This window comes from Rouxiella badensis, from assembly GCF_026967515.2.
GTDB lineage: Bacteria > Pseudomonadota > Gammaproteobacteria > Enterobacterales > Enterobacteriaceae > Rouxiella > Rouxiella badensis.
The window spans coordinates 3,318,268-3,345,113 of the sequence record NZ_CP114062.1 but is presented as its reverse complement, the minus strand read 5'-3'; the positions used below and the strand labels follow the sequence as shown (position 1 = coordinate 3,345,113).

The 26,846-nt window shown below is 55.8% G+C and carries 19 protein-coding genes; 13 read left to right on the top strand and 6 right to left on the bottom strand.

All coding sequences use genetic code 11. The features are described from left to right. Positions 1–35: 35 nt before the first annotated feature. The 3 genes from dksA to thpR form a co-directional block, all read right to left on the bottom strand. Positions 36–491 (bottom strand): RNA polymerase-binding protein DksA, encoded by a 456-nt coding sequence (dksA, locus tag O1V65_RS15470; protein WP_017489984.1) that lies wholly within the window; start codon positions 489–491, stop codon positions 36–38. A gap of 203 nt (positions 492–694) precedes the next feature. Next, the gene (gene sfsA / locus O1V65_RS15465; protein WP_017489985.1) at positions 695–1,408 is read right to left on the bottom strand and encodes a DNA/RNA nuclease SfsA; all 714 of its coding nucleotides are present in this window, start codon (positions 1,406–1,408) and stop codon (positions 695–697) included. 16 nt (positions 1,409–1,424) lie between these two features. After that, positions 1,425–1,967 carry an RNA 2',3'-cyclic phosphodiesterase gene (gene thpR, locus O1V65_RS15460; protein WP_165429789.1) on the bottom strand — a complete coding sequence of 181 codons (543 nt, stop codon included), beginning with the start codon at positions 1,965–1,967 and terminating at the stop codon, positions 1,425–1,427. Between the two features lie 138 nt (positions 1,968–2,105). Here thpR and hrpB point away from each other — a divergent pair, with 138 nt between their 5' ends. The 6 genes from hrpB (at position 2,106) to fhuB (ending at position 13,758) form a co-directional block, all read left to right on the top strand. Next, positions 2,106–4,544, top strand: a complete 2,439-nt coding sequence (hrpB, locus tag O1V65_RS15455; protein ID WP_269129859.1) for an ATP-dependent helicase HrpB — start codon at positions 2,106–2,108, stop codon at positions 4,542–4,544. Between the two features lie 153 nt (positions 4,545–4,697). Next, positions 4,698–7,331: a bifunctional glycosyl transferase/transpeptidase gene (gene mrcB / locus O1V65_RS15450; protein WP_165429788.1), complete on the top strand. Its 2,634-nt coding sequence runs from the start codon at positions 4,698–4,700 to the stop codon at positions 7,329–7,331. A 288-nt stretch (positions 7,332–7,619) separates the two neighbouring features. Continuing rightward, positions 7,620–9,842 (top strand): ferrichrome porin FhuA, encoded by a 2,223-nt coding sequence (gene fhuA / locus O1V65_RS15445; protein ID WP_017489989.1) that lies wholly within the window; start codon positions 7,620–7,622, stop codon positions 9,840–9,842. 72 nt (positions 9,843–9,914) lie between these two features. After that, complete coding sequence (fhuC, locus tag O1V65_RS15440) at positions 9,915–10,727, top strand: Fe3+-hydroxamate ABC transporter ATP-binding protein FhuC (protein WP_192503351.1); 813 nt, start codon at positions 9,915–9,917, stop codon at positions 10,725–10,727. A gap of 134 nt (positions 10,728–10,861) precedes the next feature. Then, positions 10,862–11,773, top strand: coding sequence for a Fe(3+)-hydroxamate ABC transporter substrate-binding protein FhuD (gene fhuD / locus O1V65_RS15435; RefSeq protein ID WP_017489991.1), 912 nt, complete (start codon positions 10,862–10,864; stop codon positions 11,771–11,773). Continuing rightward, positions 11,770–13,758, top strand: a complete 1,989-nt coding sequence (gene fhuB, locus O1V65_RS15430; RefSeq protein WP_017489992.1) for a Fe(3+)-hydroxamate ABC transporter permease FhuB — start codon at positions 11,770–11,772, stop codon at positions 13,756–13,758. The genes fhuD and fhuB overlap by 4 nt, the downstream gene beginning before the upstream one ends. Positions 13,759–13,849: 91 nt before the next feature. Here fhuB and hemL read toward each other — a convergent pair whose 3' ends face one another. Further along, a complete protein-coding gene (gene hemL / locus O1V65_RS15425; protein WP_269129858.1) occupies positions 13,850–15,130 on the bottom strand; it encodes a glutamate-1-semialdehyde 2,1-aminomutase in 1,281 nt (426 codons plus the stop codon). Between the two features lie 239 nt (positions 15,131–15,369). Here hemL and clcA point away from each other — a divergent pair, with 239 nt between their 5' ends. After that, a complete protein-coding gene (gene clcA, locus O1V65_RS15420; RefSeq protein ID WP_026110271.1) occupies positions 15,370–16,815 on the top strand; it encodes a H(+)/Cl(-) exchange transporter ClcA in 1,446 nt (481 codons plus the stop codon). 133 nt (positions 16,816–16,948) lie between these two features. After that, entirely contained in the window at positions 16,949–17,326 is a 378-nt protein-coding gene (erpA, locus tag O1V65_RS15415) for an iron-sulfur cluster insertion protein ErpA (protein ID WP_017489995.1), read from the top strand. A gap of 62 nt (positions 17,327–17,388) precedes the next feature. On the opposite strand, the gene btuF is transcribed toward erpA, so the two are convergent. Next, complete coding sequence (gene btuF / locus O1V65_RS15410) at positions 17,389–18,192, bottom strand: vitamin B12 ABC transporter substrate-binding protein BtuF (RefSeq protein ID WP_017489996.1); 804 nt, start codon at positions 18,190–18,192, stop codon at positions 17,389–17,391. A 9-nt stretch (positions 18,193–18,201) separates the two neighbouring features. Continuing rightward, positions 18,202–18,900, bottom strand: a complete 699-nt coding sequence (gene mtnN / locus O1V65_RS15405; protein WP_017489997.1) for a 5'-methylthioadenosine/S-adenosylhomocysteine nucleosidase — start codon at positions 18,898–18,900, stop codon at positions 18,202–18,204. A gap of 177 nt (positions 18,901–19,077) precedes the next feature. Here mtnN and dgt point away from each other — a divergent pair, with 177 nt between their 5' ends. The 5 genes from dgt to O1V65_RS15380 all read left to right on the top strand — a co-directional run bounded on the left by dgt (position 19,078) and on the right by O1V65_RS15380 (position 26,836). Then, the gene (dgt, locus tag O1V65_RS15400) at positions 19,078–20,595 is read left to right on the top strand and encodes a dGTPase (protein ID WP_017489998.1); all 1,518 of its coding nucleotides are present in this window, start codon (positions 19,078–19,080) and stop codon (positions 20,593–20,595) included. 208 nt (positions 20,596–20,803) lie between these two features. Then, positions 20,804–22,264 carry a serine endoprotease DegP gene (gene degP, locus O1V65_RS15395; RefSeq protein ID WP_017489999.1) on the top strand — a complete coding sequence of 487 codons (1,461 nt, stop codon included), beginning with the start codon at positions 20,804–20,806 and terminating at the stop codon, positions 22,262–22,264. Positions 22,265–22,476: 212 nt separating this feature from the next. Next, on the top strand, positions 22,477–23,634 hold the full coding sequence (locus O1V65_RS15390) for a CdaR family transcriptional regulator (protein ID WP_017490000.1): 1,158 nt from the start codon (positions 22,477–22,479) through the stop codon (positions 23,632–23,634). A gap of 462 nt (positions 23,635–24,096) precedes the next feature. Next, a complete protein-coding gene (locus O1V65_RS15385; protein WP_026110396.1) occupies positions 24,097–25,446 on the top strand; it encodes an MFS transporter in 1,350 nt (449 codons plus the stop codon). A gap of 52 nt (positions 25,447–25,498) precedes the next feature. After that, positions 25,499–26,836 carry an enolase C-terminal domain-like protein gene (locus O1V65_RS15380; protein ID WP_084911750.1) on the top strand — a complete coding sequence of 446 codons (1,338 nt, stop codon included), beginning with the start codon at positions 25,499–25,501 and terminating at the stop codon, positions 26,834–26,836. Positions 26,837–26,846: the final 10 nt, after the last annotated feature.

Here is a 26,846-nt window from a genome sequence, read left to right as displayed (position 1 = left end):
GGTGTGCAAAAACACACCGCGTGAGTTCCCGTAACTTAGCCGGCCATCTGCTTTTCGCGGATTTCTGCCAGTGTTTTACAGTCGATGCACAAGTCAGCGGTTGGACGCGCTTCAAGACGGCGGATACCAATCTCTACGCCACAGGATTCACAGAAACCGAAATCCTCGTCTTCCACTTTTTTCAACGTTTTCTCGATCTTTTTAATCAGCTTACGCTCGCGATCGCGGTTACGCAGTTCCAGGCTGAACTCTTCTTCCTGAGTGGCACGGTCTGCCGGGTCAGGGAAGTTTGCTGCTTCTTCCTGCATGTGCGTAACGGTACGGTCGACTTCATCCCTGAGCTGATTGCGCCATGCTTCAAGAATCTTTTTGAAGTGGTCCAGCTGGGCGTCGTTCATGTACTCTTCGCCTGGCTTCTCTTGATACGGCTCCACCCCAGCGATGGCGAGAATGCTCAGGGACGAGGTTTTACGGGTTTTCCCTTCTTGCATGATGCTTCTCCTACATAACACGCACTATCGATCCCCAACGGGGGGAAAAAATCAGGCCGCTATAAATACCAGAAGGTGGCGAGGTTGGCAATTATTCATCACAGCCTATTGACAAGCCTGTGAGAGAAAGCGTATTCGCGACCAGCGGTTTTGGCTGCTGACGACTTCAATTTGGGTACATCACACATCGATTAATAAACAGGCTATCGACCTGGAATGACCAACGGTAGCCGCTCTGTGAGTTGCATTCCCTCAGCAGAGAGTTCGGCACCATAACACATCACTTCGACACCGTTTTCCTGCACCTGCGTCAATAATTCTGCGTAGCGGGGATCAATATGGTGTGCCGGAGCCACACTTTCAATGCCTGAATGCAATACTGCGAAAAAAAGTATCGTTCGTTTACCTTGTTCCGCCATTGATTGCAGTTCGCGTAAATGTTTCTGACCACGCAGCGTCACTGCATCTGGGAAATAACCACATCCTTGTTGCAGCAGCGTGACAGATTTTACTTCAATATAGCATTCGGGACGGTTTTCTGCCTGCAATAACAGATCTATACGGCTGTTCTCTGTGCCATAGCGAACCTCAGCGCCGAGTTTACTGTAACCGGATAATTCGGGTATGCGCTGTTGCTCAATTGCTTCCCGCACGAGCTGGTTGGCGCGCAGGGTGTTGACGCAGATCCAATGCCCGTCCTGCGTTTCAGACAATTCCCAACTGTGGGCATACTTTCTTTTCGGGTTATCTGACGTGGAATACCAGACGGTATCACCGGGCGTTGCGCATCCGGTCATGGCACCCGTATTCGCGCAGTGTAGCGTAAGTTCGCGCCCATCGGCGGTGACGACATCGGCGAGAAAACGTTTGTAACGTTTGATAAGCGTTGCCGGTTGAAGCGGCGGAAAGAATTGCATCAAATCGGCTCTCTGATTAGCAAGGGGATGACGCGACCAACGGCCAGCTTTGCAGGCACTGATAGCGGGTGCGTCCCTGATGATACTGGGACTCGTAAAGACTGAATTCGTTAGCATCGAGCTGCCACTCAGGCGTCGAGGCGGGCAATGCCACCGGACGCGTTGCGCCGCGCAGCAGGGAAACGTGGGGATGAAACGGCAGCGTTGACTGATAACAACCGTTGCGCGCAGCGTGTGAGCGCAGCAGGGAGGCCAGTTGCAGGAGCGCAAGCGGTGCACGTCGAGTGCCTAGCCAGACAACGCCCGGGCGCGGCCAGTGGCCCAGGTCGTCAAGCGTTAAACTAAACGTCGGTGACGTTATGCGGGAAGCAATCCCGCTCAGCACCCTGGCCTTAGCGTCGCTGACGTCGCCCAGAAAGGCCAGCGTCAGATGAAGATTGGCCGCCGCAACAGGACGCCCCGCCTCGGCCTCAAAACTGTCGGCGCGCCACTTTATCACCTGCTTTTGCAGCTTGGTCGGCAAAGGAAGGGCGAAAAACAGGCGGCGTGATTCAGACATGATTTTTCCTTGAGGGTAAGGTTACTGAACGCGGCTACATACCGGCAGTAAGGCTAAATGCTACAATTCATCCCGGTCTGCGACAATTTTTTCTATTACAATGCCGGCCCTGAATACTGAATCATCAATGGAGAATCTGTGTCTTTACTGCCCGTCGGTGCCGTTTTGAACCAAGTTATTGCCGCGCTGCAACAGGCGCAGCAGGTGTTATTGCATGCGCCCACCGGAGCCGGTAAGTCGACCTGGTTACCGTTGCAGATTCTTAAGTCCGGCCTGTTTCCAGGAAAAATCTTGCTGCTTGAGCCTCGCAGACTGGCGGCAAAGAGCGTGGCCTATCGTCTGGCGCAGCAGCTTGGTGAACAACCGGGGCAGACTGTCGGCTACCGCATGCGCGCCGAATCAAAGACCAGCGCGGAGACGCGCCTCGAGGTGGTCACCGAGGGAATTTTAACCCGCATGGTGCAGCAGGACCCCGAGCTTGCCGACTACTCGCTGGTTGTTCTCGATGAATTCCATGAACGCAGTTTGCAGGCCGACCTTGCGCTGGCGCTGCTGCTCGACGTGCAGCAGGGGCTGCGTGAAGATTTGCGGTTGCTGATTATGTCGGCGACGCTCGACAACGCCCGCCTGTCGCCGCTGCTGCCTGACGCGCCGGTCATTATCTCTGAAGGCCGCAGTTTTCCGGTCGAGCGCCATTATCTGCCGCTCGCCAGTCATGAGCGTCTCGACGAAGGCGTTGCGCGTATCGTCAGCCGTCTCATGGCCGAGAATAGTGGCTCGATGCTGCTATTTTTACCCGGCGTGGCGGAAATCACCCGTACGCAAAATCTCCTGACCGGACGGCTGAGCGACGACGTCGATCTCTGCCCGCTTTACGGTGCGCTTTCGCTGGAACAGCAGCAGAAAGCGATTCAACCTGCGTCGACCGGTCGTCGCAAGGTGGTGCTGGCGACCAACATTGCCGAGACCAGCCTGACTATTGAAGGCATTCGGCTGGTGGTCGACAGCGGTCTGGAGCGCAGCGCGCAGTTTGACGCCCGCAGCGGGCTGACGCGGCTTGTCACGCAACGCATCAGTCAGGCGGCGATGACTCAGCGTGCAGGGCGCGCTGGGCGTCTCGAGCCGGGACTGTGCTGGCACCTGTTCAGTAAAGAGCAGGCCGAGCGTGCCGCTGCGCAAAGCGAAGCGGAAATTCTACAAAGTGATTTAAGCGGTCTGTGGCTGGAGCTGTTGCAGTGGGGATGTCAGGATGCTTCGCAGCTGACGTGGCTCGACGCGCCACCGGCTATCGCGCTCAAGGTCGCGCAGCGGCTGCTGAGCTCGCTGGGCGCGATAGACGACGAGGGCAAACTTACCCCGGTCGGGCGTTCTATGGCACAGATTGGCTGCGAACCGCGTCTTGCGGCGATGCTGGTGCAGGCCGAGCGCCAGGGGGCTGACGCGCTCGCCACCGCTGCGCTGCTGGCCGCCATTATTGAAGAACCTCCGCGTGGGGGGCAGCCGGATATCGACTACTGGCTTAGCCGACCGCAGCCGCACTGGCAGCGTCGTGCCCGTCAGCTCAGTCAGCGACTTTCGCGCAGCAGCGGACAGGTTGATGCCTCGCTTGCTCCCTGGCTGCTGGCCTCGGCGTTCAGTGACCGTATCGCCGAGCGACGCGGGCTCGATGGCCGTTATCAACTCGCGAACGGTTTGGGCGCCTCACTGGCGCAGGACGATGCATTAACCCGCGCTCCCTGGTTGGTCGCGCCGCAGCTGTTGCAGGGCAATAACAGCCCTGATGCACGCATTCTGCTGGCCATCACGTTGGACGCTTCTCAGCTTGCCGCGCGGCTACCCAAGATTGTTAAAGAGCAGACCGCCGTCGAATGGGACGAAGAAAAAGGGACCCTGCGCGCGTGGCGACGCTGGCAGGTTGGGGGTCTGGTGTTGAAGGCGCAGCCGCAGGCTAAACCGGCGGACGAAGACCTACAGCAGGCGCTGCTTGAGTGGGTGAGAGCGCAGGGGCTTCAGGGGCTGACCTGGTCAACGGCGGCCGAACAGCTGAGGATTCGCCTGATGTGCGCCGCGAAATGGCTGCCGGAAATCAGCTGGCCAGCGATGGATGACGCAAGCCTGCTCGATAACCTCGAGCAGTGGTTGCTCCCGTCGCTCAACGGCGTTCGCAGCCTGCGTGCGTTACAGCAGATTGATTTGGCAGAGGCATTGCTGCGCCTGATGAGTTGGGATCAACGTCAGCGTCTTGACGCTAATTTACCCACCCATTACAGCGTCCCGACTGGCAGTCGGCTGGCAATCCGCTATCATAGCGACCAGCCACCGGCGCTGTCGGTGCGTTTACAGGAGATGTTTGGAGAGCAACGCAGCCCGATGCTGGCCGAAGGCCGCGTCGCCGTGGTGCTAGAACTGCTTTCCCCAGCACATCGGCCTTTGCAAATAACCCGTGATTTGGCCGCCTTCTGGCAGGGCTCCTATCGCGAGGTTCAAAAAGAGATGAAGGGCCGATACCCTAAACACCCGTGGCCGGATAATCCCGCCGAGGCGTTACCCACGCGTAGAACCAAGAAATACAGCTGAATTTTCAGACCTTTCTTCTATGCAGGATGAAAGGCCAGGAACAGAGTAAGCGCCAGTTTCGACACAGCTCTTATTTTAAAAAACATTTTTCAAATAACCGCAGTAAATAGCATCCGGCATTTTTTTATAAGTCGGGTCTGATGGAGATTAAGTATGTCTGGCGATGATCGCGAGCCGATTGGCCGTAAAGGCAAACCGTCACCCCCTAAGCCCAAGCGCGGGCGCCCCGTGCGCCGTAGCCGTGACGACGAAGAAGAGACCCGTTATAGCTATCAGGGCGATGATGAACAGGACGATGATGACGTTAGTAGAAATGCAGCACCTCAGGAGTCACGCATGACTCCCCGTAAAACTGCCAAGGGCGGCAAGGCTGGCAACGGCAAGAAGCCGCGTAAAAAACGCCGCTGGCTTGGTCTGCTGATCAAGCTGTTTATCATCTTCGTGGTATTGATGGCCGCCTGGGGCGTTTATCTCGACTCCGAAATTCGTGGGCGTATCGACGGCAAAGTCTGGCAGCTGCCTGCCGCCGTCTATGGCCGCATGGTGACGCTGGAGCCGGGCACGCCGTATACTGAAAAAGAGATGATTAACCTGCTGGAAGGGACGCAGTATCGTCAGGTTACGCGCATTACTCGTCCGGGCGAATTCAGCGTGAAGGGCGGCAATATCGATTTGCTGCGCCGCCCGTTTGACTTCCCAGATGGTAAAGAAGGTCAGATCAACGCGCGTCTGATTTTCAAAGGCAATCAGCTTGCCGAAATCAAGAACATGGACAACAATCGCGACTTCGGGATTTTCCGCCTCGATCCGCGTCTGATAACCATGTTGCAGTCGCCAAACGGCGAGCAGCGCCTGTTTGTTCCGCGTTCCGGCTTCCCGGATTTGCTGGTGCAGACGCTGATTGCCACCGAAGACCGCCACTTCTACGAGCATGACGGCATCAGCCCATATTCTATCGGTCGTGCGTTCGTGGCTAACCTGACGGCAGGACACGCGGTACAGGGCGGCAGTACGCTGACTCAGCAGCTGGTTAAAAACCTGTTCCTGACCAATCAGCGCACCCTGTGGCGTAAGGCGCGCGAAGCCTATATGGCTATCCTGATGGACGGTCGCTACAGCAAAGACCGCATCCTTGAGCTTTACCTCAACGAAGTGTATCTGGGCCAAAGCGGTTCAGATCAGATTCGTGGTTTCCCGCTGGCCAGCCTTTACTACTTCGGCCGTCCGGTTGACGAGCTGAGCCTTGACCAACAGGCGCTGCTGGTTGGGATGGTAAAAGGGGCTTCGCTGTATAACCCGTGGCGTAATCCGAAGCTAGCGCTCGAACGTCGTAACCTGGTGCTGCGTTTGCTGCAGGAGCAGGGGATTATCGATAAAGAGCTGTATGACATGCTCAGCGCGCGTCCTCTTGGCGTGCAGCCGAAAGGTGGGGTGATTTCACCACAGCCGGCGTTCATGCAGATGGTTCGCCAGGAGCTACAGCAGAAACTCGGCGATAAAATTACCTCGATGTCCGGCGTGAAGATCTTCACCACCCTGGATCCGATCGCTCAGGACGGCGCAGAGAAAGCGGTAGAAGAAGGTATTCCTCTTCTGCGTAAGCGCAGCGGCTTTAACGACATTGAAACAGCGATGGTCATCGTTGATCGTTACACCGGCGAAGTGCGTGCGATGGTTGGCGGAGCGGAAACGCAGTTCGCCGGCTTCAACCGTGCGATGCAGGCGCGTCGTCAGGTCGGCTCACTGGCTAAGCCAGCGACTTATTTGACCGCGCTGAGTGATCCGAACAAGTATCGTCTGAACACCGTACTTGCCGACCAACCGCTGTCTATCAAACTGTCGAACGGCCAGACCTGGTCACCGCACAACGATGATAATCAGTTCCGTGGTCAGGTACTATTGGTGGATGCGCTGGCGCGTTCGATGAACGTGCCCACCGTGAACCTCGGTATGGCGGTCGGACTGGACAACATTACCAAGACGCTGATCAACCTGGGTATTCCTAAAGAGTCGTTGAGCCAGACGCCATCTATGCTGCTGGGTGCGATTGCCCTAACGCCGATGGAAGTGGCTCAGGAATACCAGACAATCGCCAGCGGCGGTAACCGGGCGCCATTGTCGGCGGTTCGCTCGGTCATTGCCGAAGACGGCACCGTGCTGTACCAGAGCTATCCACAGGCGGAACGCGTTGTTCCCTCCGAGGCGGCTTATCTGACGATGTACGCGATGCAGCAGGTGGTGGCAGAAGGAACCTCACGCCAGCTGGCGGTGAAATATCCGAAGCTGCATCTGGCGGCGAAAACCGGTACTTCCAACGAACTGCGCGACAGTTGGTTTGCAGGGATTGACGGTAACCAGGTGGCGATTACCTGGGTAGGACGCGACAACAACGGTCCTTCCAAACTGTGGGGTGCGACCGGTGCGCTACAGCTTTACAGCCGTTATCTCGGCAACATCACGCCAATGCCGCTGGACCTGCAGGTCCCAGACGACGTGAGCATGATGAACATCGATGACAGCGGTAACTTTATCTGTAACAACGGCGGCGGTGTGATGACCGGCGGCGGGTTGCGCGTGATTCCTGTATGGACCGACAATGCTCAGCAGCTGTGCCAGGCCTCTCAGGCGGCGGCTTATCAGCAGCAGCAACAGCTTTTGCAGCAACAACAGCAGCAACAGCAACAGGGCCAACCGCAGGGTCAGCCGCAACAGCAGCAGCCTCAGGACAATCAAAAGGACAGCAACGGTGTTGCAGGCTGGATAAAAGACATGTTCGGCTCAAAATAGGGCTGACAGGGCTATTTTAGGCCAAGTCATTAACAGCAACTTCCTGATTTATAAAGCGCGATGAAAATCGCGCTTTTTTTTATTCTTTTTCCGACCGGCCCTTACGGCTTTACTTATCAGGTATCAACTGCTTGCTTGACCCTAAACATTGCAGGGACGGCTTTAATTTGCCCGCAGGCCGCCAAAAGTAAATGCCCTTGCAGTTTCCTTACCGTTCCGCATATCATGCGATGTTTATAATAATAATTATCGTTTCTATTCCCATTCAAACATCTCCAGAGAATAATAATGGCACTTATGCGTACGTCTTCAGTGAAAAACTGCCCAATACTTTTTATTCCTAACAAACTCGCGTTAACCGTGGCCGCCGCGTTAGCGGGCTTTGCTTTTCAGGCTTCTGCCGCCCAAACCACGGCCAATGCGTCAAAAAACGACACCATCACTGTGGTTGGCGATAGCGCATCGAACGTGGTTCAAGAGTCTGCCTGGGGACCTGCGCCCACTATCGTAGCCAAACAAAGCGCGACGGGGACCAAGACCGATACGCCAATAGTCAAGACACCCCAGTCTATTTCGGTCGTGACCCGTGAAGAGATGGACACGCGCCAACCGACCACGGTCAAACAGGCGCTGAACTATGCGCCGGGCGTTTTCGCCAGCCGCGGTAGCTCAAACACCATCGACGCGGTCGAAATTCGTGGCTTTACCTCGGTGAATACTAATCAGTATCTGGATGGCATTAAATTACAGGGGGACAACTACTCTGAAGTCGCGATGGACCCTTACATGCTGGAGCGCGTAGAGCTGCTGCGCGGCCCGTCTTCTGTTTTATACGGTAAGAGCAATCCGGGTGGCGTCATTGCCATGGTCAGCAAGCGTCCAACTACCGAGCCGCTGCACGAAATCCAGTTCAAGATGGGCAACGATAACCTCTATCAAACCGGTTTCGACTTCAGTGACGCCATCGACGACGCGGGCGTTTGGTCCTATCGTTTGACCGGCGTGGCGCACAGCCAGGATTCACAGCAGGAGATGGCGAAAGAAAAACGCTATTCCATCGCGCCGTCGTTCAGCTGGCGTCCAGATGATAAAACCGAATTCACCTTCCTGAGCAACTTCCAGAACGACCCGTATCTGGGCTTCTATGGCTGGTTGCCGCGCCAGGGGACCGTGGTCCCTTATTACGATGCTGCGGGCAATGCGCACAAGCTGCCAACCAATTTCAACGACGGTGAAGCGGTCAACAAGATGTCGCGCAACCAAAAAATGGTGGGCTACAGCTTCAGTCATGAATTCAACGATACCTGGACCGTGCGCCAGAACCTGCGCTACACCAAGCTGCAAACGCAGTACATCGGTTTCTATGGTACGGGCTACACTGCACCGGGCACGCTTAACCGCGCCTATGTGCAGTCCAACGAGAACCTGAGCAACTTCGACGTGGACACGCAGGCGCAGGCTAAGTTTGCCACCGGCGCTGTCGATCATACGCTGCTGTTGGGCGTTGATTACATGCGCATGCGCAATGACATCGATGCGGACTACGGCACCGCGTCTGACCTGGATATGCTGGCCCCGCAGTATGGCAACGACAAGAGCAATCTTTACTACGCCTACAACATTTTGAATCGCCAGGAGCAAACCGGCCTGTATGCGCAGGATCAGGCAGAATGGGACCACTGGATCCTGACCGCAGGGCTTCGTTACGACATCGCTAAAACCTCAACGCTGACGCGTAGCACCAACGATACCGCGGCGATTACCGATCACCGATTCACCTGGCGCGGCGGTCTGAACTACCTGTTTGACAATGGAATTTCACCTTACTTTAGCTACAGTGAGTCGTTTGAACCGACCCCAGGCGCGACGGCCGATGCCAAGCCGTTCAAACCGTCCGTCGGCAAGCAGTATGAAGCCGGGGTAAAATACATCCCCAATGACCGTCCAATCAGCCTGACCGCCGCGGTCTATCAGCTGACAAAAGACAATAACCTGACTGCTGACCCTGTAAACCTAGGTTTCAGCGTACAGTCTGGCGTGATCCGTTCTCGCGGCGTCGAGCTGGAGGCCAAGGCGGCCGTTAATGCCAACGTTAACGTCACCGCGTCTTACACCTTCACCGACGCGAAATACACCCACGATTCGGAATATCAGGGTCAGCGTCCGGTTGAAGTGCCGCGCAACATGGCGTCACTGTGGGCCGATTATACCTTCCATGAGTCTGCGCTTAGCGGTCTTACGGTGGGTTCCGGTGTCCGTTACGTTGGCTCGACGTCCAGTTTCTACACCACTGGCGATAACACCAATAAACCTTTCAACGTGGCGAGCTATGCACTCGTTGATGCACTGGTGAAATACGATCTGGGACGTTTTGGCCTGCCGGGCTCCTCCGTCGGTGTCAATGTCAACAACCTGTTTAACCGCGAGTACGTTGCCAGCTGTTATCGCGACTATGCCTGCTACTGGGGATCTGACCGTCAAATCGTCGCGACGGCCACCTTCCGCTTCTAACGGGTTTTCTTCGTAAAACATAGCCGGGTACAGGCCAATGCCGTGCCCGGTTAACGTAACGATAGGCCACAAATGAAAACTGCCAATGTAGAACCACCACAGGGGCTTACCGACAGCGTTTATCGCCTCGATCGCGTAAGTTTCACCGTACCGGGACGCACCTTGCTGTCACCGCTTTCTCTAACCTTTCCGCAAGGGAAAGTCTGCGGGCTGATAGGCCACAACGGTTCCGGTAAATCTACACTGCTTAAGATGCTGGGCCGACACCAGCCTGCCACCTCCGGGCAGGTGCTGTTGAATGAAAAACCGGTCGAACGGTGGGAAAGCAAGGCCTTTGCCCGTCAGGTGGCGTACCTCCCGCAGCAGCTTCCCGCCGCAGAAGGCATGACGGTGCACGAGCTGGTGGCTATCGGCCGCTACCCGTGGCACGGCGCTTTGGGGCGTTTTCGTTTGCAGGACAGAGAGAAGGTCGACGAGGCAATCGAACTGGTCGGGCTTAAGCCTTTTGCCCAACGTCTGGTTGACAGTCTCTCTGGCGGGGAACGTCAGCGCGCCTGGCTGGCGATGATGGTGGCACAGGATAGCCGCTGCCTGCTGCTCGACGAACCTACCTCCGCACTGGATATCGCCCATCAGGTTGAAGTACTGGCATTAATTCAACGCCTTAGTCACCAAAAAGGCCTCACCGTCATCGCCGTATTGCACGATATCAATATGGCCGCACGCTATTGCGATCGCCTGATGGCGTTGCGCGGCGGAGAGATGATTGCCGAGGGCAGCCCGATCGAGATGATGCAGGGGGACGTGCTGGAAAAAGTTTACGGCATTCCGATGGGAACGCTGCCTCATCCCGCAGGCGGAGCTCCGGTCAGTTTTGTCTACTGAATCCGCTTCTTACTTGAAGCCGCAGCGGCGCTTTCTGCGCTCACTTACCCGAATCGCATACATGAGTAAGCGCATCGGGTTTCATTCACTTGCAATCTTGTTGCAACTCCAATTAATGTGCGGATTGGTCAGGAATGATTGATTTTAATAACTTATCCCGCCGTCGACTGTTACAGGCGATGGCGCTGGCTCCGCTGATGTTCGCTTTTCCTGCGTTGAGCGCCTCCCCGAATTCGTCAAAAGGTCATACCGACCTCGACCGTATCATTGCTCTCGAGTGGCTGCCTGTCGAACTGCTGATTGCACTCGGCGTTATGCCGATGGGCGTCGCGGATATCCATAACTACGGTTTATGGGTGAAAGAGCCGCAGCTTGCGCCGTCTGTCATTGAGATAGGGCAGCGCACCGCGCCCAATATGGAATTGATGCAACAGATGAATCCGTCGCTGTTGGTGATTTCTCAGGGCTATGGTCCGAAGGCCAGCCAGCTCGAGTTAATTGGCCCGGTGCTAAGCGTCACGGCCAACGATGGTTCGGGGCATCCGCTGCAACAGGCCATTCATTCGCTGAATAAACTGGCCGATTTTCTCGGTTTGCAGGACCGGGCCGAACGACATCTGGCGCAGTATCAGCAGGTGCTGACGCAGACTCGCGAGAGCCTGAAATCAGCCGCCGAACGGCCGGTGCTGTTGTTCTCGTTTCTTGATAAACGCCATGTGCTTATCTTTGGTGAAGGCAGTCTGTTGCAGGAGGTGATGAGCGACGTGGGACTGACCAACGCCTGGAACGGTGAGCGTAACTACTGGGGCAGCGTGACCGTTGGTATCGAGCGACTGGCGTCGATTAACAACGCTCGTGCCCTGTGCTTTGACCACGGCAGCGAAGACATACTGGCCGAAGTGGCGAAAACCCCGCTGTGGCAGTCGCTGCCGTTTGTCCGTCAAAACCAGCTCAGCGTTGTGCCCGCCGTCTGGTTCTATGGTGCTACGCTTTGCGCCATGCGTTTTTGCCATATTTTATCGGCAACTCTTGGGAAGCCCGTATGAACCGCCGTTCCGTTAGCCAGACGCTGGTCCTGTTAATTTCGCTCACCTTTGTCTGTGCTTTGCTTAGTCTTTATAACCTGTATCAACAGCTGCCCTTCGCCCAGTGGCGCGAGGCGCTGTGGCAGCCAAATATCGATAATGTGGGTCAGATGCTGTTTCATTACAGCCTATTGCCGCGCTCTGCGGTGGCGCTGTTGGCCGGAGCCGGTCTCGGGCTGGCGGGCCTGCTGTTTCAGCAGGTGTTGCGTAATCCGCTCGCCGAACCCTCGACGCTCGGCGTCTCTGCCGGAGCGCAGCTTGGGCTGACGGTCGCGACGTTGTGGAGCTTGCCCGGTGGTGAAGTGACTCAGCAGTTCGCGGCGATGGCCGGAGCGATTGTGGTTGGCGGGCTGGTGTTTGGCATTGCCTGGGGCAAAAGAATGTCTCCGGTCACGCTTATCCTCGCGGGTCTGGTGGTTGGCCTTTACTGCGGCGCGGTGAGCAGTTTGTTGGGGTTATTTAACTATCAGCAGCTGCAAAGCCTGTACCTGTGGAGCACCGGTTCGCTTAACCAGCAGGACTGGAGCACGGCGGGTTTCCTGCTGCCGCGCGTGGTGGGGGTCTGGCTGCTGGCATTTGTGCTGCAACGCCCAATGACGCTTTTGGGGCTGGACGACGGCGTTGCCCGTAATCTGGGGTTAGGGCTGTCGGCGGCGCGGCTGGCAGTGCTCGGATTGGCCATTTTGCTCAGTGCCCAGTTGGTCAATGCGGTGGGAATTATCGGCTTTATTGGCCTTTTTGCGCCGCTGCTGGCAAAAATTCTCGGCGCGCGTCGCCTGAAATCGCGGTTGATTCTGGCTCCGCTGCTGGGTGCCTTGCTGCTGTGGCTTACCGACCAAATCGTCATGTGGCTGTCCGGCGTCTGGTTTGAGGTCTCGACCGGCGCAGCAACGGCGCTGGTTGGCGCGCCTATTCTACTGTGGCTGCTGCCGCGTCTGCGCACCCACGCCGTGCCGCCACCGATGAATCAGGGCGACCACATTCCCAAAGAACGTCAACATCTGCTGCGCTGGATGGTGCTGGCGGCCGGGCTAATGCTGGCAGGTCTTGTGGTGGCATTCTGCTTTGGGCGCAACGCACAGGGCTGGCACTGGTCGATGGGACATCCGCTCGATCTGCTGCTGCCGTGGCGTGGGCCGCGCATCTTTGCTGCACTGGCAGCGGGGGCAATGCTGGCGTCTTCCGGGGTGATAATCCAGAAGCTGACCGGTAACCCGATGGCCAGCCCGGAAGTCTTGGGGATTAGCTCCGGTGCCGCGTTTGGCGTGGTGATAATGCTGTTTCTGGTGCCTGGCGATGCCTTTGCATGGTTACTCCCGGCGGGGAGCCTCGGGGCCGGATTGACGCTGCTGGTTATCATGCTTATCTCGGGATTTCGTCAGTTCTCACCGGAGCGCATGCTGCTGACCGGCGTGGCGTTAAGCACCGCCTTCAACACTGTTCTGGTCCTGCTGTTGGCCAGCGGCGATCCGCGCATGGGTGACCTGCTGTCGTGGATATCTGGCTCGACCTATGCGGTGACGGCAGAACAGGCGTGGCGCACGGGCATCATTACTGTGATGTTGCTGCTGCTGGTGCCGCTGTGTCGCCGCTGGATGAGCATCTTGCCGCTCGGCGGTGTGACGGGGCGTTCGATGGGGGTGGCGTTGGTGCCCACCCGCATGGCGCTGCTGGCATTGGCGGCGGTCATGACCGCACTGGCGACGTTATCGGTAGGGCCGCTGAGCTTTATTGGGCTGATGGCTCCGCACATGGCGCGCATGCTCGGCTTCAGGCGGGCAATGGCTCAATGGATGGTCGCCAGCGTGTTGGGTGGGTTGCTGATGGTGCTGGCAGACTGGTGTGGACGAATGATTTTCTTCCCGAACCAGATCCCGGCCGGGCTGCTGGCGACCTTTATCGGCGCGCCATACTTTATCTATCTGCTGCGTAAACAGGCGTCATAAATCAGCATTAACTCAGCGCGTAATCAGAAAAAAATCAGGGCCGGCAGGGTATTAATCCCTTGCCGGCCCTGAATGCTAAGCGTAAAAGTAATTAAAGTTTAGCGAAGCTGCGGCGTGCTGCATCCAGGGTGTGCTGAATGTTTTCCTGGCTGTGAGCCAGAGACATAAAGCCAGCTTCAAACGCTGACGGTGCCAGATAAATGCCTTCTTCCAGCATCAGGTGGAAGAACTTTTTGAAACGCTCAACGTTTGACTGCATCACGTCCTGATAAGAAGTGACGGTCTCCAGCTCGGTGAAGAACAGGCCAAACATGCCGCCGGCGTGGTTAACCACAAACGGAATATTTTCGGCCGCCGCCGCCGCCTTCAGGCCTTCGGCAAGCTGAGTGGTCAGCTCGGTCAGTTTCTGGTGAACGCCAGGCTGAGAAACCTCGGTCAGACAGGCCAGACCGGCTGCCATGGCGATAGGGTTACCGGACAGCGTACCTGCCTGATAAACCGGGCCGGTCGGTGCCAGCGCCTGCATGACTTCATGACGACCGCCGAACGCGCCCACCGGCATACCGCCGCCGATGATTTTACCCAGGCAGGTCAGGTCAGGCTTCACGCCGTAGTATTCCTGAGCGCCGCCCAGCGCCACGCGGAAGCCGGTCATCACTTCATCGATGATAAGCAGTGCGCCAAACTCGTCACATAGGGCACGCAGGCCGGGCAGGAACTCAGGCAGTGGCGGCACGCAGTTCATGTTGCCTGCGACCGGTTCAACGATGATACAGGCCACGTCGTCCGGATATTGTTCAAACACCGCACGGACAGAATCCAAATCGTTATAGGTACAGGTCAGCGTGTGCTTGGCGAAGTCAGCAGGCACGCCCGGTGAGTTCGGCTGGCCTAACGTGAGTGCGCCAGAACCGGCTTTCACCAGCAGGCAGTCAGCGTGACCATGATAGCAGCCTTCAAACTTGATGATTTTGTCACGATGGGTGAAACCGCGTGCCAGACGAATAGCGCTCATGGTGGCCTCAGTACCGGAGTTCACCATGCGAACCATGTCCATGCTTGGCACCAGTTCAGTGACCAGACTGGCCATTTTGACTTCCATCTCGGTCGGCGCGCCGAAGCTTAGGCCGCGCTGCGCCGCTTCGATAACCGCATCGCGGATAGTGGCATTGTTATGACCCAGCACCATCGGACCCCATGAGCCCACGTAGTCGATATAAGCCTTACCGTCCGCGTCATATAAAAATGCACCGTCAGCGCGTTCGATGAACAGTGGAACACCGCCCACGCCGTTAAACGCGCGCACCGGCGAGTTCACGCCCCCGGGGATCAGCGTTTGTGCTTGGGTAAATAGACTTTCTGACTTACTCATTGAGAGGCTCCTGGATTTTTGTGCAGCCAGATACGGGCTGTACGAGCAAAATTAGTCATGTGAAAAAGCCGCTTCGCGGGCGACCTTGCGATAGGCTCTATTCTAGAGAACATGGCGTCGTTATGAAATGTTTGCAGGTGAGCAATTCGGTTAAGAAAGATATTATGCATCTTCAAATCATGATTTGTATGATTAAATCTTTACCCCGAATCCTTTTGCCAATCACTGAAAAGAGCACCATGAGCGAATCTTTAGACCCGAGGCCCGCCGCAGCTGGCCTTCCGACCCGCAGACGCCCTAGCGAAGTTCTGCGTCAGTTTTTGCGTCGCGACAAGACGCCGGTGGCTATCCTTATCGTCGCGGCACTGGTGGGTATCGTCGCGGGCCTGCTCGGCGTGGCCTTCGAAAAGGCCGTCGATTGGGTGCAGCACGTCAGGCTCTCGGGGCTTGGCACGGTCAGCGGACACGTCTGGTTGCTTTGGCCATTAACCTTTATCGTCTCGGCGCTGCTGGCGATGGTCGGCTACTATTTGGTGCGGCGTTTCGCGCCGGAGGCCAGCGGGTCGGGCATTCCCGAGATTGAGGGGGCGCTGGAAGAACTGCGACCGGTTCGCTGGTGGCGAGTGATTCCGGTGAAGTTTGTGGGCGGCATGGGCACGCTCGGCGCAGGCATGGTGCTTGGGCGAGAAGGACCAACGGTGCAGATGGGCGCTAACCTCGGCAAAATGCTGGCGGACATTTTCCGCATGCGCAGCGCCGAAGCGAGGCACACGCTGTTGGCCACCGGTGCAGCGGCCGGGCTTTCCGCCGCCTTCAACGCACCGCTCGCCGGGATCCTGTTTATTATCGAAGAGATGCGCCTGCAGTTTCGCTATAGCCTGATTTCGGTTAAAGCGGTGTTTATCGGCGTTATCATGTCGAGCATCGTTTATCGGTTATTTAACGGCGAGAGGGCGGTGATTAACGTCGGCGTGCTTGCGAATGTCTCGCTGCAAACCTTCTGGCTTTATCTGGTGCTGGGGATGGTGTTTGGTATCGTCGGCGTCCTTTTTAACGCGCTGATTTTCCGTACGCAGGACCTGTTTGCCCGCCTGCACGGAGGGCGTTTGCCGACTATCCTGCTGATTGGCGGTTTGCTTGGCGGCATGTGTGGCCTGCTGGGGCTCATCAAACCTGAGGCGGCGGGCGGTGGCTTTGGCCTGATCCCCCTGGCCGCTGCGGGGACTTATTCGCTCGGCGCGCTGCTGTTTATTTTCATTGCTCGCGTCGTGACGACCCTGCTGTGCTTCTCTTCGGGTGCACCCGGCGGTATTTTTGCGCCGATGCTGGCGCTCGGCACCTTGCTTGGTACCGCATTTGGCATGGCCGCGGCGGCGATGTTCCCAGAATACGGCATTCAACCCGGTACCTTTGCGATTGCGGGCATGGGGGCTCTGTTTGCGGCGACGGTACGTGCACCGCTGACCGGTATCGTTCTGGTACTCGAGATGACTGAAAATTATCAGCTGATCCTGCCCATGATTATTACCTGTCTTGGCGCAACGCTGCTGGCGCAGTTTCTTGGCGGTAAACCCTTGTATTCTGCCTTGTTAACCCGCACTTTACAGAAGCAGGAACGCGAGCAGGCCGAGCAGGCCGCACGTACGGCGTCGCAGAGCAGTGAGAGCACGGTTTCACAAAAATAACCGCAAAAATTAGCGGGACGGCGTGACGAAAACGGCTCATACTTGAATCTGAGATACATGTATAAGATAATCAGTTCATTATTCAGACAGTCAATCCGGCGGCCTGAACAGAATTCGGATTGGGAGTGAAAACATGAGTGAACCCATTTTAAGTGAGCCAACCGTAGACGAACCACCGATGGCGCTGCCGTTGCAGTTTACTGACGCTGCAGCCCGTAAGGTCAAGAATCTGGTGGCCGATGAAGAAAACCCTGAGCTGAAGCTGCGTGTATACATCACCGGCGGCGGTTGCAGCGGTTTCCAATATGGCTTCACCTTTGACGACAAAGTCAATGACGGTGATATGACCATCGAGAAATCCGGCGTTGCGCTGGTCGTTGACCCAATGAGCCTTCAATATCTGGTCGGCGGCGAAGTGGATTATACCGAAGGGCTGGAAGGTTCGCGCTTCGTGGTGACTAACCCGAACGCTAAAACCACCTGCGGTTGTGGTTCATCCTTCAGCATCTGATGCTGCTGCGGTGAGAAAGAATTGAAAAGCCCTGTGCATTTGCACGGGGCTTTTTTTATGGCTCAACGCTTGAGTGCGTCAATCTCCGAACACAGCTGCTGCGCGGCAAGCAGGATGCGGGGACCCGCGCGGTTGAACCAGTCGGCGTTAACCGCGAGAAGCGGCACCTGCAGCTGACCTTGCCAAAAATGATTGATTTCGGCCTGCTGCTGCGCGGTACCGGGGAAAATTATCGCCTTTGGCGCGCGACTCAGTACCTGCTCGCGGCTGACCTGCGGCCAGGGCGCGGGGCTATCGGCAAAGATATTTTCTGCGCCGCACAGGCTGACAATCTGACTCTGTAGGGTATGACCTGAACTGGTAAAAAGTGGCTGAGTAGAGAACTGGATAAACACCGGCACCGCAGCGTGCTCAGGATGTTGCGCCTTCAATTGCTGTAGCCGTTGCCGCATCTGACGGGCCGCTGCATGGCCGTTTTCAGGCTCGCGGCTATAGTCTGCAAGCTTGTCCAGCGCGTCGGCGACTTGCTCCACGCTTTGCGGATCCAGATAGACGACTTTGACGCCCAGCGAAGCCAGTTGATCCAGCGGCCGCTGCGGATTCCCGCCTCGCCACGCCAGCACCAGATCGGGTTTTAGCCTTAGAATGCGTTCGACGTTAATCCCTTGCCAGTTGGCAACTTGCTCTATCTTCTGTGCTGCAGGGGGAAAATCGGAATAGGCGCTGACGCCCACCAGCTTATCGCCGAGTCCGGCGGCATAGGCCAGCTCGGTCAAGTTGGGCGCGAGGCTGACCACGCGCTCGGCAACCTGCGCCGTCGCCGCCAACGGCAGCCACAGCGCGATAAGCAGGAGAAGCCTAAGCACGAGGCTGGATTACTCCGCAGCCAGCGCTTTCAGCATGGCGTCAACCATCAGGGTTGACTGCTCGGCGGCGACCACCAGGAACTCTTCAAAGCTCAGGTGTGATTCGCTGTCGGCGACGTCGGAGATGGCGCGCACGACTACGAACGGTGTACCGAACAGGTGGCACACGTGGCCTACGGCAGCGGCTTCCATTTCTACGGCTGCCACGTTTGGGAAGGTATTGCGAATGCGCGCCAGCGGTTCTGCGCCGTTGATGAAGGCATCGCCACTGCAAACCAGCCCGCGCACAGCGTTCAGTTTCAGACCGGTGAGGCATTCTTCGGCCAGTTTGATCAGTTTGGCATCAGCCACAAAAGACGGAGGGCAACCTGCCATCTGGCCCGGCTCGTAACCAAAAGCGGTGACGTCGGCGTCGTGATAGCGAACCTCTTCGGAAACCACAATGTCGCCCACTTTCAGCGTCTTGGCGAGGCCACCGGCGGAACCCGTATTGATGACCACGTCGGGCTTGCAGTGCTCCAGCAGCAGGGTGGTCCCCATAGCTGCCGAGACCTTGCCAATGCCAGATTTCAGCAGCGCCACGTCTACGCCGTTCAGCTGTCCGGTATAGATTTCGCAGCCAGCACGTTGCAGGGTTTGACGGTTTTCGATTTTGTCGCGCAGAAGGGTAACTTCTTGTTCCATTGCGCCAATGATGCCTACTTTCATAGTGAATACTCGCAGATGATAAAAATTTCCCCATCATCATTCAGATGCAGGGCATGTTGGACACGGCCTCGATGAATGCGGCATAGTCTATCATGGCTAAAGGCAAGAAATAATGCGTTTACTGCCTGCAACAAGGCTCAGGATTAACGGAAGAAGTGACTGATAAGGTAGGAAATCATGTCTGGGATCGATTTTAAAACGAAATTCAACTTCCAACGTCCTTTTAGTCCACCGATAGAAGCCGGTGATGAATACGACGTGATCCGCCAGTTTGAAAGCGATCGCGGACGGATCATCAACTCCGCCGCCATTCGGCGTCTGCAGCAGAAGACTCAGGTTTTCCCGCTCGAGAAAAACGCCGCGGTGCGAAGTCGCCTGACGCACTCGATGGAGGTGCAGCAGGTGGGGCGACACATCGCCAAAGAGGTGCTGCATCGTCTGCGTAAAGCGGGGCGTATCGAGAGCCTTGGCCTTACGGAGTCCACCGATCCCTTTGAAAGCGTGGTCGAAATGGCCTGTCTGATGCACGATATCGGCAATCCGCCGTTTGGTCATTTTGGCGAATCCGCTATCAATAACTGGTTCGCGAAACGCATGGATACCGCCAGCATCGAGAGCGGGGGGGCGGCGTTCGAAAGCTGCCGCCCCGGTTTTCTGTGCCTCGATGGGCAAGACGCCGAGCTGGACACCTTGCGTAAAAAGGTGCGCGTCGATCTCTGCCATTTTGACGGCAACGCGCAGGCTATCCGCCTGGTGTTTGCCCTGCTAAAACTCAATCTTACCTACAGCCAGAGCGCCTGCATCCTCAAGTACACCCGGCCCGCCTATTGGTCGGGTAAACCTCTCGACGAATTCAGCTACCTGATGAAGAAACCTGGATTCTATCTTTCCGAAGAGCCGTTCATTCGCCGTCTGCGCGATGAGCTGGATCTCGGTGAATTTCATCGTTACCCACTGACCTACATCATGGAAGCGGCCGACGATATTTCCTACTGTATCGCTGACCTTGAGGATGCCGTCGAGAAGGATATCTTCACCGTCGAGCAGCTTTATCAGCACCTTAAGCGCGAGTGGAAAGACCAACAGCCGGGCGATCTGTTCGAAAGCGTGGTCGATACCGCCTATCAGAAAATGGATCGCGCCAAAACGTTCCGCAATCCGGTGGATTACTTCTTTATGGAGCTGCGGGTGCAGACGGTGAAGCAGCTGGTCCCGCATGCTGCGAAGCGATTTATAAGTAATTTATCGTCAATATATTCAGGAACCTTCAATCAGGCTTTACTTGAAGATGACAGCCAGTCTAACCGGCTGCTGGAAATATATAAAAGCGTGGCGCGTAAGCATGTTTTCAACCACTATGAAGTGGAGGAACTTGAGTTGCAGGGTTATCGAGTCATTAGCGGGCTATTGGATATTTACAGTCCGCTGCTGGATATGCCGTTGGCCGAGTTTACCCAACTGGTGGAAGAGGACACGCATCGCGACTATCTTATTGAAACTAGGCTGTTTCATAAGCTTTCTTCCAAGCATCGTCTGGCCTACAGCGAAGCCATCGCGAAATTAGCCGACGCCTCCGAGGCGCAGCGACAGGTGAGCGAATATTATTTCCGCGCGCGAATGATCCAAGATTATATCAGCGGCATGACGGACCTCTACGCCTACGATGAATATCGCCGACTGATGGCAGCCGAATAATTCGCGGGGATATTAGCCGATTTAAGTGAAATTATTTCGAGCAATCCCGTGGTTAAAAAGTAGGCTTTTGTAAATATCGACAATATTTTTTTACTATTGTCAGATCGACGAAGATGAACTTCGGGTTATTAATAAAATCTCAGTAACGACTACCTGGCAAAGTGGCAAAGACTTGTCGCCACCATATAAATTAAAGAGATTTCTTCTGATGAAAAAAACTACTCTATTCTTGAGCGCTCTGGCGTTAAGTGTTGGTATGGCTGTAGCGCCTGTTTCATCGGCATTGGCTGCAGAGACGGCTTCTTCCAGCACCACTCAGGTTCCTAGCCTGGCACCGATGTTGGAAAAAGTGATGCCTTCGGTTGTCAGCATCAACATCGACGGTAGTGCACCGGTAAAAACTCCTCGCATGGGACAACAGTTTCAGCAGTTCTTTGGTGAGAATTCACCGCTTTGCCAGGATGGTTCACCCTTCCAGGGTTCACCTGTCTGCCAGCAGGGCGGTGCAGGTGGCGATGACGGCAGCGACGACGGCCAGCAGCAAGCCCCTGAAAAACAGGCCTTCCAGGCGCTGGGTTCTGGCGTAATCATTGACGCGGCTAAAGGCTATGTGGTGACCAATAACCACGTAGTGGATAACGCCAACAAAATCACCGTTGTGCTTAACGATGGCCGTCGCTACAACGCGAAGGTGATCGGTAAGGATCCGCAGTCTGACATCGCGGTTATCCAGCTGATCGACGCTAAAAATCTGACGGCGATTAAATTTGCCGACTCCGAGCAGCTGCGCGTGGGTGACTACACCGTAGCCATCGGTAACCCTTACGGTCTGGGCGAAACCGCGACCTCGGGGATTGTTTCCGCGCTGGGCCGCAGTGGCCTGAACATCGAGAACTACGAGAACTTCATTCAGACTGACGCCGCAATTAACCGCGGTAACTCCGGTGGCGCGCTGGTGAACCTGAACGGTGAACTGATCGGGATGAACACCGCTATTCTGGCACCGGACGGTGGCAACATCGGTATCGGTTTTGCTATTCCAAGCAACATGGTGCAAAACCTGGCGAAACAGATGATTCAGTACGGTCAGGTTAAACGCGCCGAGCTGGGCATCATGGGTACCGAGCTGAATCCTGAACTGGCGAAAGCCATGAAAGTTGACGCCGATCGCGGGGCCTTTATCAGTCAGGTTCTGCCGAAGTCTGCTGCCGAGAAAGCCGGCATCAAGGCGGGCGACGTGATTGTCAGCATGAACGGCAAGCCTATTAGAAGCTTTGCTTCGTTCCGTGCTGATGTCGGCACCATGGCGGTTGGGAGCAAAATTACCATCGGCCTGCTGCGCGACGGCAAACCGCTTAACGTTGACGTCACTCTGCAACAGAGCTCTCAGCCTGCACAGGTTGCTTCAGCCACGGTTTACACCGGTATTGAAGGTGCTGAACTGAGCAACAGCGACGTTAACGGCCAGAAAGGCGTTAAAGTGGATAACGTGAAACCGGGTTCCACCGCGGCACGTGTCGGGTTGAAAAAAGGCGATATTATCCACGGCGTTAACCAGCAACAGGTCAATAATCTGGGCGATTTGCGCAAAATTCTGGACAGTAAACCGGGTGTACTGGCGCTGGATATTCAGCGCGGCGACAGCCAGATTTATCTGCTGGCACAATAAGCGTTGGCGCATCGCGCGCCAGCTTGACCTCGCGTCGACAGTGAAGAAAAAGCAGGCAGACTTCGGTCTGCCTTTTCTTTATCCCCGCAAACTGTGATGTCACTCCCAACTCTGAACGGATCCCCGGCGCTTTGTGCGTTTGCACAATGTATGACGCCGCTCGACTGCGTATTCTGATTAAAATAATTAAAACGAACAGGAGCAGCAGGAAGATGGCGGCCTATCACTTTGATTCCAAGCTGGCGCAGCAGATAGTCGCCCGCACGATGCAGATTATCGACAGCAACGTCAACGTTATGGACGCCAGAGGGAAAATCATCGGCAGCGGCGACGAGCAGCGTCTGGGGGAATTGCATGAGGGGGCGCTGCTGTGCATTTCACAGGAACGTGTGGTGGATATTGATGAAGGTGTCGCCCGGCATCTGCACGGCGTCAGACCGGGGATCAATCTGCCAATGCGCATCGACGGGCAGATAGTGGGCGTCATCGGGCTGACAGGCAACCCTACGCAGCTGAGGCAGTACGGAGAACTGGTGTGTATGACCGCCGAGATGATGCTGGAGCAGGCGCGCTTGCTGCACATGTTGGCGCAAGACAGCCGACTGCGTGAGGAGCTGGTGCTCAACCTCATTCGCATGGATGAGCTCTCTCCGGCGCTGATGGAGTGGGCGCAACGGCTGGGGATTGATATTCACAAGCCGCGCGTGGTGGCGGTCGTTGAGGTCGACAGCGGCCAGCTCGGCGTAGACAGCGCGATGGCCGAACTTCAGCAGCTCCAGCAGCTGTTAACCACGCCCGAACGCGACAACCTGATTGCCATCGTCTCGCTGACAGAAATGGTGGTACTCAAGCCTGCTCTTAACAGCTATGACCGATGGGACCCCGAGTCGCATCGCCAGCGGGTGGAGCATTTGATGTCGCGAATGACCGAGAACGGTCGGCTGCGGATCCGAATCTCACTGGGCAACTTTTTCACCGGGCCGGGCAGCATCGCGCGCTCTTATCGCACCGCGAAAACCACCATGGCCGTCGGCAAGCAGCGTATGCCCGATAAGCGCAGCTACTTCTATCAGGATCTCATTCTTCCGGTTCTGCTCGACAGTCTGCGCGGCGGCTGGCAGGCCGATGAGCTGGTACGTCCGTTGGCGCGCCTGAAAGCGACCGATACCAACGGACTGCTTCGCCGTACCCTGGCGGCGTGGTTCACCCACAACGTGCAGCCTACGGCCACCTCGAAGGCGTTATACATTCACCGTAACACCCTGGAGTATCGGCTTAATCGCATCTCGGAACTGACGGGGCTGGATCTGGGCAACTTCGACGATCGTCTTCTGCTGTATGTCGCCCTGCAACTCGACGAAGAGCACTGATCGAAAACTCATAAACAGCGTCTCATCAACAAGGTATTTATTATAAGGATCCTCGCAGCGACGAGGAGTATTAATAAATAATGGCAGTCTGAGCCTTGGCTGCGGGAATTTAATAATGTGATATTAATCACAATTGAATTTCTTCGCCGTATAGCCTTATTTTCCTATAACCCACCGACTTTTCGACCCACTATTTTTTCGTGACATAACTCGCAGCCGATTGTGCAGTTGCAGCAATTTAATTCACCTGACCGCTTTAAGCTTGGCGATTTGCCTAGTGAGGCGCGTAAACCTTGCCCCTATACTGATTATCTCAGTCATTGTTCGATAATGAACTTTCTAATAAGAATGACGTTTTCATTAATTACATGACGCCTTGTTCAGTATGAGTTTTATTCTGACACCCTGCATTTTTTCTTCATCAGAATAAGCTTTGCATCCTCCCTCTCTTTGGAGAACACCATGGTGACTTTCAGCTCGGCGGAGAGTATGACCAAAAACAGAACTAACGCTCGCTACTGGATAGTGGTGATGTTGTTTATTGTGACATCATTCAATTATGGCGATCGAGCAACGCTTTCTATTGCCGGTTCGGCGATGGCGAAAGATATTGGGCTCGATTCGGTAGGAATGGGTTATATCTTTTCTGCATTTTCCTGGGCCTATGTAATTGGACAGATTCCCGGCGGCTGGCTGCTGGATAAGTTTGGATCTAAAAAGGTTTATTTCTACAGCATCTTTATCTGGTCGTTATTTACCCTGTTGCAAGGGTTTGTCGATATCTTCCACGGTTTTGGCATCGTCGTCGCACTGTTTGCACTGCGTTTTCTGGTCGGTCTGGCCGAGTCTCCGTCTTTCCCGGGCAATAGCCGCATTGTTGCTGCCTGGTTCCCGGCACAGGAGCGCGGCACCGCCGTGTCTATTTTCAACTCCGCCCAATACTTCGCGACGGTTATTTTCGCCCCGATCATGGGGTGGCTCACCTCTGAAGTCGGCTGGTCGCACGTGTTTTTCTTCATGGGCGGCCTGGGGATCGTGCTGAGCTTTATCTGGCTGAAGGTCATTTACGATCCTAAAGATCATCCCAGGGCTAATCAGGCCGAGCTGGATTATATCGAGGCCGGTGGGGGACTGATCAATATGGATCATAAGGAAAACAAGGGCGGAAAGGTCATCGGTAAAGGCAGTAAAACCCAACAGATAAAGCAGCTGCTTTCCTCACGCATGATGATCGGCATTTACCTCGGGCAGTACTGCATTAATGCGCTGACCTACTTTTTCATTACCTGGTTTCCTATTTATCTGGTGCAGGAAAAAGGGATGTCGATCCTCAAGGCCGGGATGGTGGCCTCGATTCCGGCGATTATGGGATTCCTCGGCGGTATTCTCGGCGGCATTATTTCGGATTACCTGATGCGCCGCACCCAATCACTCACCTTTGCCCGCAAGTTCCCCATCGTGCTCGGTATGCTGCTCTCTATGTCGATGATCGTTTGCAACTATGTCTCAACAGAATGGGTGGTGGTTGCCGTCATGGCCGCGGCATTCTTCGGGAAAGGCATTGGGGCTTTGGGCTGGGCGGTGCTAGCCGATACCGCACCGAAAGAAATCAGCGGCCTCAGCGGCGGTTTATTCAACATGTGCGGCAACATCTCCGGCATCGTGACGCCGATTGCCATCGGTTACATCATCGCGGCGACCGGCTCGTTCAATGGCGCATTGGTTTATGTGGCGCTCCACGCGCTGGTGGCGGTGGTCAGCTTCCTGTTCATCGTGCAAAAAATCGAACGTATCGAACTCAAGGCTTACTGAGATTGACGGATTTCATTTTTAACGTGCCGACTTAACGCGGAAGGAAATCATGATGAGTACACAAAGTTCACCCATTATTACCGACATGCAGGTCATTCCGGTCGCCGGTCATGACAGCATGCTGTTGAATATTGGAGGTGCGCACGGTGCCTTTTTCACCCGTAATATCGTTATCCTGAAAGACAGTGCGGGCAACACCGGAGTGGGGGAAGCCCCCGGTGGCGAAGTCATTTATAACACCCTGATGGATGCGGTGGCACAGGTTAAGGGCAAGGAGCTGGCGCGCATGAACAGCCTGGTTCATGCGATCCACGTCGGCAATCAGTCCTCGGATTTTGACTCCTTCGGCAAAGGGGCCTGGACCTTTGAGCTTCGCGTGAATGCCGTGGCGGCACTCGAGGCGGCATTGCTTGATCTGATGGGCCAGTTCCTCGGCGTGCCGGTGGTTGAACTGCTCGGGCCTGGCAAACAGCGCGATGAAGTGACCGTACTGGGCTATCTGTTTTACGTCGGCGATCGCGAGAAAACCGACCTGCCTTATCAGGGCGGTGAAGGACCGAAGGACGCCTGGTATCACCTGCGTCATCAAAAGGCGATGGACAGTGCGGCGATTGTCCGTCTCGGCGAGGCGGCGCAGGCGCGCTACGGTTTCAAAGACTTCAAACTCAAGGGCGGCGTACTGCGGGGTGAACAGGAGATAGAGGCGGTTACCGAACTGCATAAACGTTTCCCGGATGCGCGGATTACCGTCGATCCGAACGGCGCCTGGCTGCTCGATGAGGCCATTAGTCTGTGTAAAAACATGCGGGGGATTCTGACTTACGCCGAGGATCCGTGCGGTGCGGAGCAAGGTTTCTCCGGGCGTGAGGTGATGGCAGAGTTTCGTCGTGCAACCGGACTGCCGGTGGCGACCAATATGATAGCCACCAACTGGCGCGAGATGCAGCACGCGGTGATGCTGCAATCCGTCGATATTCCATTAGCCGATCCCCATTTCTGGACCATGCAGGGTGCGGTTCGCGTGGCACAACTTTGCAACGACTGGGGCCTGACCTGGGGCTGCCATTCTAATAATCATTTCGATATCTCGTTGGCAATGTTCACCCACGTCGGGGCCGCTGCACCCGGTAAACCGACGGCAATCGACACCCACTGGATTTGGCAGGAAGGTAACCAGCGACTGACCAAAGAGCCGTTACAAATCGTTAACGGCAAAATCAAAGTGCCCGAAAAACCGGGACTCGGCGTCGAAATAGACATGGATAGAATCCATCAGGCCCATGATTTACATAAAAAACTGCCGAGCGGTGCACGTAACGATGCGGCCTCAATGCAGTACCTCGTTCCCGACTGGAAATTCGACCGTAAACGCCCGGCGTTTGGTCGTTAAATAGGAGCCG